The following is a 13,281-nucleotide window of genomic DNA, read 5'->3' on the forward strand; positions in this document are numbered from 1 at the left end:
TCCATCTGGAATCCAGATCGATCTGATGTTGATGGCGGGAAGCGGTCATGTCCCAGCTTCGTAGTTGAACGGTTATCAGGTCGGCTCAGCAGCCACTGCAGCCCAGCCGCGGCTCTCAATCAGTTCTCTGGCCACATTGGTGATGAGCTTACGTACCGCGCAAACGGATGCAGAACGCTCATCTTTCGGATTCACAGCAAGCACGACGGATCGGGTAATCGCCGGATCAACGATCTTGACGGTCCGGACCAGCCCTTGAGAGGCTTCTTTCTGAACCGCGGACGGAGCGAGAATAGAATAAGCCTTTCCGTCTATAACCATGTTGATGATCGTTGAGAGCGAGTCCACTTCAAACTTGACGTCCAGCGCGCAACCGTGTTGTGCGACGACGTCAGCGACTGAACGTCTGACGTTATTGCTGCGCATGGGGACCGCGAGCGGGAATGCATGCAGGTCAGCAAGAGATATAGCATCTTCGAAGGGTGGCTCACCGGACGGAACCACCAGACAAAGGTTTTCGCGCGCTAGCACCGTCATCCGCCCTACACTGTCCGCGGTGCGGTAGAGAACCGCCAGATTGAAGCGTCCAGCAGCCATCCACTCCTCTAGCGGTCCAGTCATACCCTCCACCATTTTGAGGGACACCTTGGGCAATTCGTTCCTCACTGCCTCAAGCAGCGGCCCGCTCAGAACGCGAGCCGCTCCAGATGGAATGCCCATAGTTACCTCCCCGGCAGGGGAAGAAGCTGTGTTGGTCAATTCCACCTCAGTAAGTCGAATTTCTTTGAGGATCGCCCGTGCCCGCTCGAGCAATTTGGCTCCTGACGCTGTGACGCTCACGCCAGTCCTGTCACGTATCAGCAGCTGAGTCCCGAAGCCTTCCTCCAGTTGACGCACATGCAGGCTTAGCGCGCTTTGGGCGACATTAAGGAAGCCCGCGGCTTTCGTGAAACTGCCTGCTTCGACCACGCCGACGAAGTATCTTAATTGTCTGATTTCCACGGGTACTCTTCCGAGGGCGAACTCCAATTTCGGCAATCTATCTCGAAATGCGATGGCGCGACAGCAATAATTGTGCCACGGCGCACCCAGTCGGCTCTAAATCAGCCGCACAAGACTCAAACGTCCAAGTCGGTGTCCGGACCCGCGGCGGCAATTTCTTGGGCCCTTCGAATCACCGGCGGATCGACCATCTTTCCCTCGAAGGCGAAAGCGCCTCGACCCTGCCCTGCCGCATCTTTTTGCGCCGCGAGAACACGACGGGCCCACTCGAGCTCCTGTGCGCTCGGCGAAAAGGCCTCATTGAAAATGGCCACTTGTGCCGGATGGATCGCCAAAGCTCCGGCAAAGCCAAGCCGCCGCGCATGCGCCGCGGCTTCACGAAGTTTATAGGTGTCCGAGAACTCGCCCATGCTTCCAATAAAGCCCAAAGGGAGCAATCCGGCCGCACGGGCAGCGAACAGCACGGCAAGGCTCGGGGCCAGGAGCAGATCAAATCCCGGGACGCCGCCAACAGCGGCACTGAAGTCTTCAGGACCAAGCGCCATTGCGACCATCCTTGGATGCGCCGACGCAATGGTCGCGAGCTTTCGCAAAGCGCCAGGCGTCTCGATCTGGGCGAGGAAACGTATGCGTCCCACGGGAAGATTTCTTTCCCGTTCAAGTTCCGAAACCGCATTGGCGATCTCTAAAACCCACTCTGCCGAATCCGTCTTGGGGAGAACCAATGCATCGACACCGGCCACCACAGCTGCATCGAGATCGGCCGCCAAGACGCGCAAACCTCGGTTCACGCGGACCAAAACCGATGCGCCCTTACTGCCCACCTTTGCCACAGATTCAGGAAGCTGCCGCCGTGCCTCGCCTTTTTGCTCCTGCGGAACGGAATCCTCGAGATCGAGAATGAGGCCATCAGCACCCCGCTGATGGGCCGTTGCCACAAAACGCGCAACGTGAGCGGGAACAAAGAGTAGGGATCTCCAGCGCGGTACGGGAAGCGAGCTTTCGGCGGCTGGACGGTTGTCCTTGATCATGGACTCGCCTCGCGGATATTAGCGAGAGCGATGCCAGTGAGGTTGCCGGCCGGCTGCCGGTGCTTTGCCCGGAGCAAGCACGGACTCCCGAGTGCGTCGCTCCCGACAAGCGGCGCGGTCATGCTGACACAGCTCTTTCGTGCAAACGCGCTGAAACCTCCTTGCGGACGCTCTCCGTGTGGGCGCCAAGAGCTGGAACTGGACGCAGCGACGGGTGCTCAGAGTTGAAGATTGCGGCCGGCGCTATCGTCTCCACAGTTCCTTCAGGTGTGCCAATTCCAACCCTGCGAACATGGGGATGTTTTGAAATATCCGCGACTTCATTCAGTCGCCCATATGCCAAACCGGCCGCTTCAAGCTCCTGCATCGCTTCGTGGCAGGACAATTCGGAAAACCGCCTTTCAATAATCTCGTCAAGTTGGGCACGGTGTCCGAGCCGCTCCATATTGTCTGCAAAAGTAGGTGCGCGTGTAAGCGACGGCTGCTTCAGGAATTTCTCGCAGAAATTCACCCACTCGCGGTCGTTCTGAACCGAAAAAATGACTTCCTTGTCATCGGCACAACGATAGGCGCCATACGGAGCCAGCGACGGGTGTTTCACGCCGGCGCGTACTGTGTGATAGCCGCTGTAGTCGTTCTGCAGAACCGGCACGTTCATCCAATCGGCGACGGAATCGAACAGTGACACCTGAATGCTTGTCCCTTCGCCAGTGACCTCACGGTGATACAGCGCCTGAAGAATGGCGCTATGCGCGGTCATGCCCGCCGAGATGTCGCAAACAGAGACCCCTACACGCGCTGGTCCTTGCTGGTTGCCCGTGATCGCGCATAGACCTGTTTCAGCCTGGACGATGAGATCATATGCCTTCAAATGGGAATATGGCCCTGTGTCCCCGAAACCAGAGATATCGCAGGTGATCAGCCGCGGAAAACGTCGGCGGAGATCGGCAGATCCAAAACCGAGTTTTTCGGTACTGCCCGGTTTCAGATTCTGAATAAAGACGTCCGAACCGGTAATAAGCGCGTCCAGGACTGCGCGGTCCGCTTCCAACTTCAGGTCCAGACAGACCGACTCCTTGCCCCGATTGAGCCAGACGAAGTAAGCACTCTGTCCCTGGACCAACTTGTCGTAGTTTCGGGCAAAATCACCTTCGGGCCTCTCGATCTTGATGACCCGGGCGCCCGCGTCTGCAAGGCGTGACGATGCGTAGGGTGCGGCCACGGCCTGCTCGACCGCTACGACGGTGATCCCCTCAAGAGAGTTCTGCATGCGACACCGTGCTTTTCATCCAACGTTTTCGTTTTGATTCCGACGCCTCAGGACCGCCAGCAACCGGTTCTGTTCATTCCCGACAATTGAGAATGCCTCGTCGACACCCATTCCCGGCTTTGCAAGCATCATGTCGGCCTGGGTTGCCACCGATACGTGGACCGAACCCTGGGCGGAGAGATCTGTCTCGGTACAGCTCCCGCCGACATACGCTCCGACCCCATTTTCCTTGCAAAGGAGAACGGCCCGAGCCGTGTCGGCCATGGAGCCGACATCGGGCGTCTTTATCTGAACAAGGTGCGCGGCCTTCGCTTCAGCAAAGAGCAGAATATCCTCAAGCGTATTGCATCTCTCATCGACGACAACGCGGGCGCCCGATCCCCGGTCATCCAGGATCGATACGATCCGGGCATATTTCTCAATTTGAGCTTGCGTGGAACCATAATCCGCCGGCGACTCGATATTGAGCGTGAAATCCGGAACGGTTTCTGCAACCTTGCAGATAAAGTCGGCAACGCGTCGCGGCTCCAGGCCGATTTCCTGGCCGATCCAGCCATACACATCGAAATGCAAGACCGGATGATAACCTGCGTGGCCGATTTCACCTGTCCGAGTTGCAACCCATTTGACGAATTCCATGAAGGTCTGACCGTCGACGCCGAATTTCTGGCGCGAGTTGATCAATCCGTGCGGAAGAACATCCACGCCCTTCAAAATCATCTTGTCAACATTGATTTCGCGAGCATCTCCGCTCTGGCAGTAAATCGGAACCCTACGTGTCGGTAGAGGCAGATCAAATTCATTGCATATGATCTCCGCCATCGTCGTATGATGAAGATGGGCGGCCGCGCGAAGGAGAGCTTGGCTGACGCCATACTGAATCGCGAGTGGCAACGGCTTATGTTCGTAGGGTTCGAAAACCTTCGCACAGGCATCCAGATAAAGAGATGCATCGACATCGAGAAGCCGCGGGACCACGACCCGCCACGACAAATCGGAGATTTGATTCGGATCGAAGAGCGGATCGCGTCCGCCGGCACCAGAGTACTGGACGTTCATCATGTCGCCCCAAACGACGGTGTCGTCGGCAAGGACAAGCCCGACGCTGAGCGATGATGCTGGAATGCGAATCGACTTGAACCCAGGCGTTGTCGGTACGCCGACATAGATGAAACCATCCTGGACGGCGCCGGACCTGATGGCAGCTTGATCATCATAGAAGAATGCACCGTTGCCAGGCGCAAGGACCACGTCTTTGATCTGCAATTCAGTCACCCGATTCATTCTGAGGGGATAAAATTCGTTACGCTGCTGGCCGGCGGGGCGCTGGCCGGTCGGCATTTGATCTTAGATCTTCTGCGGTCGCGCGACGATTGCTACCTCTTCGTTGACGTGCACATGCCTGCCCGATCGGATGGCTAAGACGATGGATGTTCCAGGCGCGCGGATACCAATGGGCTTAGCGGACAGCGAATCCATCGGATGCAGGATTCCTATGAGAGCTCCCTGCTTCACTTCGTCCAACACCGAGCAGCGAGGTTCGAAGATACCGGTTGCAGGCGATTTCAACTCGTCGGACGGACGAGTTTCAAGTATTTGACCGGATTTCTTTTCAAGGAATGTTGGATATTCGGCTTTGCCCTCGACCAACCCGAGCGCGATGAGCGCGTTACGCACTCCAGCCTCGAAGATCGCGAGATTATCCGCACCTACCGTGCCGCCACCAAATTCAGTGCAAACAAATACCTTGCCCTGGTTTTGGGCCAGGATATCGAACATTCCAACCGTGTCGTTATATTCCCAGACCAAAGTCACGGGCAATTTGAACGCTTCCGCCATTCTCACCGTCCTGGCCATGAGATCGCGATCGGCAATCGGATGCGTCGTGGCGGCCGGTGGAAAATCCCACGCTGGTCCGAAGCTGTGCAGATCAAATATCGTGTCGGCCATTGGCAACAATACGCGGGACACCGCATCAGCGATTCGTTCGGTCACTGACCCGTCGCCGCGGCCCGGAAACACGCGATTGAGATTCAACCCGTCGAGCGGAGTATTGCGGCTCCATGCCTGCACGGCCAATGGATTGAGCACCGGTAGGACGATAACCCTTCCACAGGTTTGCGCTTCTGGCAGCCACTCAATAAGCCGTCGCGCGACAAGTGGCCCCTCCAGTTCATTGCCATGGTTTCCGCCGGTGACAAGGAGGCGCGGTCCCTCACCTTTATTGAGACTGAAGATCGGAAGCGAAAGCTCTCCGGAGTCGGCGCCTCCCGGGACAACAAGATGCCCCCTGCTCACGCCGGGCGTCTCGAGATCAAACGTAAGATGTGGTGCTTCGCTCATTGTTCAACCTATTGCGAGTATTCAGGCGATCTGGCAGCCGGGTTCGGTTGCCGTTATGCATTTGCATTTTCCCGCGCTCGAAGTATGCGCCACACGATCGTCAATTCGCCAATATAATGTCCGGCACGGTGCCATCGCGCTTTTAGATGGAGGCCGCTTAGCTGGGACCACGGCTAGTCGATGTCCAAAAAAGAGAAAACGGGAGCGGTGAACCGTTGATACCTGTGCCTACAAAGGACTGCCATCGTGTCTGGCCACGAGGCGGGTTCTTGTAGGGCTTCTGCAGATTCTAAAGCACCACCGAGCCTGCCACGTCCTCTATTTCAGCAGATGTAAATGCCCAATCAGATGCGGCAACTTGGTCGAGCCCTCAGCGCGCCGGGGTCAATCTGATCACTCCAACATCGTTTTCGATGTTGATCTCGGTCCCGAACGGCTCGGATAAAATCCGTAGGCGCTCTAGGATGGCCTTGGCTTGAGGTGCCGAGGCGAACTGAGGGATTCCCCGGTCGGCAAACCGTTTGGAGTGGCCGAGTTCGATGGGATATAGCCGCAATTCGGCAAGTTGGTTCCGCTCGAAACGGCTTACCGTGACAATGCTTTCATAGAAGATCGGGTCTGTGAACCCTTTTGCCATCTCGGCGACCTTCACCTCCGCATCAGTATGGACGCGCGGGTCCTTAGCATATTCGTCAAACATGTCGGCGCCGGTCGGGGTCCCAAGGTCGTCCTCGAAGAAATTACCCAGGCTATAGAAAATCGGCCGGCCCCGATAGATTTCGATGCCTCGCAGCAGATGGGGCCCGTGTCCAACGTACGCGTCCGCTCCGGCGTCGATCATTTTGCGCGCAAAGGATTGCTCGTAATCTGGCGGTTCTTGGCTCAAATTACCAGGCTCGTGGCAGTGGTTGGTGACAATGCAGAAGTCAGAGAACTGCTTGCCGCGGCGAACGTTCCGCAGGATGTCGGCGACATCGCGCGAGTCGGGTTCATAGCTGTATCCCGCCTTGTCGCCCGCCTTGAAGGTCACTCCAGCGATCACGACGCATGTTGGCTCACATTCGGATTGGTAATAAACGGGCAATCCATCGCGCACTTGCCTTAGATTTTTCAGCATATCCGACGGGACCACGATGTTTTGCGCCAAGCGAAGCGGGTTGAGGCCGGGTCTACCAGGGGCCTCGCCAGCGGGATCGCACGCACGAAACATTGGCGCAAATGTTGTGGCCAACGACACCAACCCCACGCGACCGCGTGCCGTTTCGAAGAAACGCGCAGCACCAGCTTGTGCAAGGTTCTCGCCCGTCCCCGCATGGACAACACCGCTCTCATCGAGCACCCGGCTCGTCTCGCGCATGCCTTCAATGCCCCAGTCAAGAGTATGGTTGTTCGCGCGGCCCACGATGTCGAACCCCATCGCCTTCAAGTCGGGTCCGACCTCCGGCAAGCTGAGGTGATACGCGCCGCCGTATTCAGCCTGGGGATATCCCTTGAAAGATCTGCTGTCAAAGATGTTGACTTCCAGATTGCCAAAAGTGACATCAGCATCCTGAAGGATTTTGACGATAGCGCCGAAGCCGGGATCTTGAGATTTTGTCACCGCTCGAGACACGATTAGGTCGCCGACTGCTACCATCGTGAAGCCATCTTCAACGTTCGTTTGAATTGAACCAACCGTATCGTAGTTGCCGTCCTGCTGGACCAGATGAGAACTGCTCACGTGTGAATTTTCTTCCATAGTCCTTCTTCTCTTCTTTTCGCTACATTGGATTGGGTGGTCATGTCAGCGGCGCTCTCGAGATGTTCGAGCGGCGAAAGTTTCTGACATAACCATCGGATCGAGCGAATGATCCCCCGGCACAGGCATTAGATGGAGGATGTCTTGCAGCGGAGCGCGCACATGACAAGCCACGACCCGCCCATCTCCCATAGGCACCAAAGCCGGGACTTCGACACGGCAACGTTCGACCGCGAGCGGGCAGCGCGGATGAAACGCGCACCCGCTAGGCGGATGAATGGGACTTGGCACCTCACCCTCGACGGGCGCCTCCAGCCGAACGCGTGTCGGATCCGGGACCGGTGCTGCCGCGATCAGAGCCTCGGTGTAGGGATGGACCGGCTTGGCAAAGAGCGCCTCGCACGGCGCAAGCTCCACGAGCCGCCCGAGATACATGACCGCGACGCTGTGGCCGATATGCTCCACGACGCCAAGGTCATGTGAGATGAAGACAAAGGCGATGCCCATCTGCTGCTGGAGATCCAGGAGCAGGTTCAGGATCTGTGCCTGCACGGAGACGTCGAGGGCAGACACCGCTTCGTCGGCGATGATGAGAGAGGGGTTGAGCGACAGGGCGCGTGCAATGCCGAGCCGCTGACGCTGACCGCCCGACAATTCGGACGGAAGCCTGTGCATCATCTCGCGCGACATTCCGACTTTTCGGAGTAGATCCGCAGCGAGTGCGTTGCGCTGCCTTCGGCTGAGGCGCTCGAAATTCTCGACGGGTTCCGTGATGATCTGTCCGGCGGTAAGGCGCGGGTTCAGCGACGAGTAAGGATCCTGAAAGACCATCTGCATGCGACGGCGCCAGGCGCGCAGCGCGCCTTTTGTGAGGCCAGCAATATCGGTTCCCTCGATCAGCACGCGTCCGCCGGTCGGCTCGACGAGCCGCATCAGCAGTCGCGCGACTGTGGACTTGCCGCAGCCGGATTCGCCGACGATGCACAGCGTCTCCCCCGCCTCGACGCTGAAGGATACATCCTCCACCGCCCGGATCATCGGAATGCTTTTCTTGAATAGGCCCGAGCCAAGCGGATAATGCTTGGTCAGATTCTCGACTTTCAGCAGAGGACCGTTCATGCGCCCATTACCTCTTCGGCGCGCCAACAAGCTGCGGCCTGGCTCGACCCGACATCACGCAGGATGGGTGTCTTCTCGCGGCAAATATCGATCGCGAAGGGGCAGCGTGGTGCAAAGCTGCAGCCGACAATGGGCTCGCGCAGGTTTGGCACCACGCCGGGTATCTCCGGCAGGCGGTGCTCGCGGCCGCGCCGCCGGTCGGGCACCGATCGCATAAGCCCTTGAGTGTAAGGATGCGCCGGTCGCGCAAACAGGTCGATGACGTTGGCCTGTTCCACGATACGACCGGCATACATCACAATCACGCGCTGGCAGGTCTCGGCGACGACGCCGAGGTCATGTGTGATGAACATCACGGCCGTTCCCGTGCGCTCCTTCAGATCGACGATCAGCCGCAGGATCTGCGCCTGGATGGTGACGTCGAGCGCCGTCGTCGGCTCATCGGCGATCAACAGTTCCGGCGAGCAGGCCAGAGCCATGGCGATCATGGCGCGCTGGCGCATGCCGCCCGACATTTCATGGGGGTAGTTGTTGACGCGACGCTCAGGGTCCGCGATGCGGACGAGACGTAGCATCTCTTCGGCTTTCTTCATGGCCGCCGGGCGGGAAGCCTTGGTGTGGATCTGAACCGCTTCGGCGATCTGGTGCCCGACCGTATAGACCGGGTTTAAGCTCGTCATCGGCTCCTGGAAGATCATGGCGATCCGGTCGCCGCGGATCTTGCGCATCTCCCGATCGGACAGTCCAAGCAGGTCGCGACCCTGGAAGCGGACCTCGCCGCCAACGGTCCTGGCGCCCCGCTTTGGCAACAGGCGAAGGATCGACAGGGCCGTCACGCTCTTCCCGCATCCGGATTCGCCGACGACGCCGAGCGTCTCGCCTTTCTTGACCTGGAAACTGATGCCGCCCAGCGCACGGGTGACGCTGTCTTCGCCAAAGAAATGCGTTTCGAGGTCTCGCACCTCGAGCAGCAGGTCGTTTCCTAGCCTTTGATGCATCTGCGTGTCAGCGCCTCTGCCTGGCGCGGGGATCGAACAGGTCGCGCAGGCCGTCCCCGAGCAGGTTGACGGCAAGGACGGTGACGGCCAGGCAGATACCGGGGGCAAAGATCGTCAACGGCGCGATGGCGAGATAAAGCCGCGAGCTGGCGATCATGTTGCCCCAGCTCGGAATCTCGGGCGGAACGCCTACGCCAAGAAAGCTGAGCCCCGCCTCCGTCAGGATCGCGCTGGCGCAGACAGTAGCGCCCTGCACCATCAGCGCCGGAATAGTGCTGGGCAGGATATGACGCCACAGCACCCTTGTCAGGCGCGCCCCGCCGCACAGCGCGGCCTCAACATAGGGGCGCTCGCGAACCCCCAGCACCACCGACCGGACCAGCCGTGCGACGGCTGGGGTCTCGGGGATCGCGATCGCGACGATCAGGATGCCGAGCCCCGGACCTGTTAGAGAAATGAGCGCAATCGCCAGCAGGATCGTCGGGATCGACATCAGCCCGTCCATGATCCGCATGACGACATTGTCGAAGCTGCGGCTGTAACCAGCGATGACACCGATCAGGAGCCCGATCAGGGAAGCGCTCGCCGCCGACAGCAGCCCGACCAGGAGCGAGATGCGGGCCCCGAAGATCGTTCGCGCAAACACATCCCGCCCGAGATTGTCGCTGCCGAACCACATTTCGGCGGAAGCCGGCTGCAGCCGCTTGAACGGATCCATGTTCCCCGGATCGCCGGCGTAAACCCGCGCCGCCAGCGTCAGGATGATCAGAAGCCCCAGTAGGCCGCCGCCTGTCAGGACGAGCGGATGACGCCTTGCTAGACGCGGAAGATCAGACAGGCGCAGTCGCCTCGCCGGGACATCTTCAACTGGTGCCGACAAAATCGTCATATCAGTACCGTATACGAGGATCGATCAGGGTGTAGGCCAGATCGACCGTGAGGTTGATGAGCACGTATAGACCCGAGGTCACGATCAGCACGCTCTGGATGATCGGATAGTCGCGGTTGCTGATAGCATCGACGACCAGCCGGCCGATGCCGGGTATGTTGAACACCGTTTCGGTGAGGACCACGCCGCCGATCAGATAGGCGAAGCTGATGCCGATCACCGTCAGGATCGGGACGCCGGCATTCTTGAGGGCGTGGTGGATAAGCATGGCATAGGACGAAGCGCCCTTGGCGGCCGCCGTTCGTATGTAGTCTTCCGACAGCACCTCAAGCATGCTCGCCCGCGTCACCCGGGCGATGAACGCAATGAAGCCAAGACTTAACGCCACGGTGGGCAGCACCAGATGCACGAACCACGGCCCGAGGCCACTCTCGATCGGCAGGTAGCCCTGAACCGGCAGCCAATGTGTTCTGATGGCGAAGAAATATATCAGAAAATAGCCGATGACAAAGACCGGGACCGAATAGCCAAATGCCGAGAAGACCGCGAGCAGGCGGTCGATGAGCCCGCCGGTTCGCCACGCGGCAAGAATGCCGAATGAGACTCCGACCGTCACCGAAAGGATCATCGTCAGCATCGACAGCGAAAGGGTCGGCTCAAGCCGCTGCGACATCAGATCGAGAACGGGTCGGCCCGCAAAGATCGAGGTGCCGAAATCGCCGCCCAGCATGTCGCGCACCCAATGCATGAACTGAACCGGCATGGGATCGTTCAGGCCGAGCTTTTCGCGGATGCCGGCGATCATGTCGGCCGTCGCCGACTTGCCGGCGATGATCGCTGCCGGGTCGCCGGGCGCCATCCTGAGCAGCAGAAAGACGAAGATCCCGACCATCACCATGACAGCGATCGCCGAAACCAATCTGCGCAGGATGTAGGCCGCCATTAGGCGGAGGCTTTCCGCATGTTCCACATGGGGACTATCTGCGGCATGCCGATGAGATCTGTGAGTGACTTGCGGTGCGCGACCGGCGAGACATATGTTCCCAACCTCACGTCGCCGACAAAGTCCCACCAGATTGGTTGCATCTTGCGGGCCAGTGCCTTTCGCTCATCGAGCGTTGCGACATCTGCCCATTTGGCCCGCAGCGCCTCATACTCATCGTTCTTCGGCCAGCCGTACCAAGCGTCGTCTCCATTCGCGAGGAGAAGGGGGCTGGCGAGCGGATTACCTAGCGAATAATCGAATTCGGCCGTGATAAACATACTCCAGCCGCCGTTCTCAACGGGGTCCTTTTTCGCTCGGCGCGCGGTCAGTCCGCCCCAATCCATAGGCGCAAGCTCGGCATTGATGCCGATCTTGCGCAGTTCAGCTGCCAGAAACTGCGAGGCATTGTCGGACTCGCGCCAGTCGGTCGGATCGAGAATGACCACCTTCTCGCCGGCGTATCCAGCCTCCTTGAATAGCTGCTTGGCTTTTTCCGGGTCACCACCCTTCTTGTACCATCCCGTGTCCTCCTCGTTGGACACGAGCGTATCCTTGCCGAATATCGAAGTGACGGTGTCGACGTATTTTGGGTCTGGGTACATGATCCGCATGAACGCTTCCTGATCAATGAGGTGAAGCACCCCTTGGCGCGCCTTGATGTTATTGAACGGCGGATGCAGGAAGTTCATGCGAAGCACCACGTCCCAGCCCTGCTTGTCCAGAACCTGAAGTGCAAGATTGAGATCGCCCTCGATCACCGAGAACAGATCGGCTGGTGGCGACTCTACGTAATCGACCTCGCCTGCTTGCAAAGCCGCCATTGCCGTCTGCTGGTCAGCGATAACATCCCAGATGACGCGATCGACATTGACGACCTTCCCCCCGGCCAATCCCTCGGTCGGCTCCTTGCGTGGAACGTATTTTTCATTGCGATCATAGGTGATGCTCGCGCCTGGCTTGGCAAGAGCTTCATTGAACCTGAACGGGCCCGATCCGATATTCGTGGTCACCTGCTCCGTCGCGGGGCGATTCGCATCCTTCTCGCGCATTATGAAAAGGCATGGCGGCGTAAGGTCTGCCAGGATATCGATCAAAATCCCAAGCGATTCCTTGAGCGCGATCGTGAAGGTCTTCCCGTCCTTCGTCGAGATATCGCTGGCGCGAGCCATGATCAGCTGGCCGCCGGGATGCACCTGGCCCCAGCGACGGATCGAGGCCACACAATCCGCCGCGGTCACGGGGGTGCCGTCGTGCCAGCTGAGCCCCTCCCGCAATTCGAATGTATAAGTCTTCTTGTCGTCTGAAACGCCCCATTTCCCTACCATTTGCGGCCGCGGCATAAACTTGGAGTCGAGCGAGAACAGCGTGTCGTAAATCGCCGCCCCGTGGTCGGCGGTGATGTTCGTCGCCGTCCAGATCGGGTCAAACACACGCAGGTCGCCCTTCACCATATGCACCGTCCGCGCTGAGGCTGGCGATGTCTGCGCCCGCAGGACCGAAGGGATTGATAAAGCCGTTCCGGTGACCAAGCCCACTTTAATTAGGTCGCGTCGAGAGACTGTCATGTTCCAGTTCCCCTTAAATTAGTGGCGAGGCGGATCCGCGCCTGTGGGCAAATCTCGGAAAGTCTGACGTTCCCAATTGCAGGCTCTTATGACGACTTTCCGCCTACCAATCAGCATCACTCGCAAGCGGTCGTCAAATGCAGTTTGTATATGTCGTCATCTAAAAGCGAGATGGATAGCTGTCGAACGCAGCGCCGATCTGCGAAGCGGCACGCGGCCGGCGATACAATTCGGCCTGACCGAGAGTAAGACGCAGCGTGTTAGGTCTTCGCGCCGATTTCCGGCGGATCTTCCGATATCATGGATGAAGAACAGCGGCCTTCATCGCTTGGATGCTAACC

General features: G+C 58.8%; 11 protein-coding genes. All 11 read right to left on the minus strand.

Going from position 1 to position 13,281, the window contains the following annotated elements; all coding sequences use genetic code 11:
• Positions 1-75: 75 nt before the first annotated feature.
• The 11 genes from A9K65_RS30865 to A9K65_RS30915 all read right to left on the minus strand — a co-directional run bounded on the left by A9K65_RS30865 (position 76) and on the right by A9K65_RS30915 (position 12,940).
• Positions 76-1,002, minus strand: coding sequence for a LysR family transcriptional regulator (locus tag A9K65_RS30865; protein WP_064994229.1), 927 nt, complete (start codon positions 1,000-1,002; stop codon positions 76-78).
• A gap of 116 nt (positions 1,003-1,118) precedes the next feature.
• Positions 1,119-2,033, minus strand: coding sequence for a CoA ester lyase (locus tag A9K65_RS30870; protein WP_086081362.1), 915 nt, complete (start codon positions 2,031-2,033; stop codon positions 1,119-1,121).
• 118 nt (positions 2,034-2,151) lie between these two features.
• On the minus strand, positions 2,152-3,303 hold the full coding sequence (locus A9K65_RS30875; protein ID WP_064994211.1) for a CaiB/BaiF CoA-transferase family protein: 1,152 nt from the start codon (positions 3,301-3,303) through the stop codon (positions 2,152-2,154).
• Between the two features lie 15 nt (positions 3,304-3,318).
• On the minus strand, positions 3,319-4,569 hold the full coding sequence (locus A9K65_RS30880) for a methylaspartate ammonia-lyase (protein ID WP_064994231.1): 1,251 nt from the start codon (positions 4,567-4,569) through the stop codon (positions 3,319-3,321).
• A gap of 81 nt (positions 4,570-4,650) precedes the next feature.
• Positions 4,651-5,646, minus strand: coding sequence for a succinylglutamate desuccinylase/aspartoacylase family protein (locus tag A9K65_RS30885; RefSeq protein ID WP_064994212.1), 996 nt, complete (start codon positions 5,644-5,646; stop codon positions 4,651-4,653).
• A gap of 370 nt (positions 5,647-6,016) precedes the next feature.
• Positions 6,017-7,384, minus strand: a complete 1,368-nt coding sequence (locus A9K65_RS30890) for a CapA family protein (RefSeq protein ID WP_064994213.1) — start codon at positions 7,382-7,384, stop codon at positions 6,017-6,019.
• 45 nt (positions 7,385-7,429) lie between these two features.
• Positions 7,430-8,503: an oligopeptide/dipeptide ABC transporter ATP-binding protein gene (locus A9K65_RS30895; RefSeq protein WP_064994214.1), complete on the minus strand. Its 1,074-nt coding sequence runs from the start codon at positions 8,501-8,503 to the stop codon at positions 7,430-7,432.
• Entirely contained in the window at positions 8,500-9,501 is a 1,002-nt protein-coding gene (locus A9K65_RS30900) for an ABC transporter ATP-binding protein (protein WP_064994215.1), read from the minus strand. Before A9K65_RS30900 ends, A9K65_RS30895 begins: the two co-directional genes overlap by 4 nt.
• Positions 9,502-9,508: 7 nt before the next feature.
• A complete protein-coding gene (locus A9K65_RS30905) occupies positions 9,509-10,390 on the minus strand; it encodes an ABC transporter permease (protein WP_064994216.1) in 882 nt (293 codons plus the stop codon).
• Position 10,391: 1 nt separating this feature from the next.
• Positions 10,392-11,333: an ABC transporter permease gene (locus A9K65_RS30910; RefSeq protein WP_064994217.1), complete on the minus strand. Its 942-nt coding sequence runs from the start codon at positions 11,331-11,333 to the stop codon at positions 10,392-10,394.
• Positions 11,333-12,940 (minus strand): ABC transporter substrate-binding protein, encoded by a 1,608-nt coding sequence (locus tag A9K65_RS30915; RefSeq protein ID WP_064994218.1) that lies wholly within the window; start codon positions 12,938-12,940, stop codon positions 11,333-11,335. The genes A9K65_RS30910 and A9K65_RS30915 overlap by 1 nt, the downstream gene beginning before the upstream one ends.
• Positions 12,941-13,281 lie beyond the last annotated feature (341 nt).

Origin of the sequence: Mesorhizobium sp. WSM1497 (assembly GCF_001672455.2) — a bacterium.
Lineage (GTDB): Bacteria > Pseudomonadota > Alphaproteobacteria > Rhizobiales > Rhizobiaceae > Mesorhizobium > Mesorhizobium ciceri.

Excerpts from the sequence above, each read along its gene's own strand:
- A9K65_RS30870 (WP_086081362.1), bottom strand. The coding sequence starts at position 2,033 with ATGATCAAGGACAACCGTCCAGCCGCCGAAAGCTCGCTTCCCGTACCG.
- A9K65_RS30875 (WP_064994211.1), bottom strand. The coding sequence starts at position 3,303 with ATGCAGAACTCTCTTGAGGGGATCACCGTCGTAGCGGTCGAGCAGGCC.
- A9K65_RS30885 (WP_064994212.1), bottom strand. The coding sequence starts at position 5,646 with ATGAGCGAAGCACCACATCTTACGTTTGATCTCGAGACGCCCGGCGTG.
- A9K65_RS30890 (WP_064994213.1), bottom strand. The coding sequence starts at position 7,384 with ATGGAAGAAAATTCACACGTGAGCAGTTCTCATCTGGTCCAGCAGGAC.
- A9K65_RS30895 (WP_064994214.1), bottom strand. The coding sequence starts at position 8,503 with ATGAACGGTCCTCTGCTGAAAGTCGAGAATCTGACCAAGCATTATCCG.
- A9K65_RS30900 (WP_064994215.1), bottom strand. The coding sequence starts at position 9,501 with ATGCATCAAAGGCTAGGAAACGACCTGCTGCTCGAGGTGCGAGACCTC.
- A9K65_RS30905 (WP_064994216.1), bottom strand. The coding sequence starts at position 10,390 with ATGACGATTTTGTCGGCACCAGTTGAAGATGTCCCGGCGAGGCGACTG.
- A9K65_RS30910 (WP_064994217.1), bottom strand. The coding sequence starts at position 11,333 with ATGGCGGCCTACATCCTGCGCAGATTGGTTTCGGCGATCGCTGTCATG.
- A9K65_RS30915 (WP_064994218.1), bottom strand. The coding sequence starts at position 12,940 with ATGACAGTCTCTCGACGCGACCTAATTAAAGTGGGCTTGGTCACCGGA.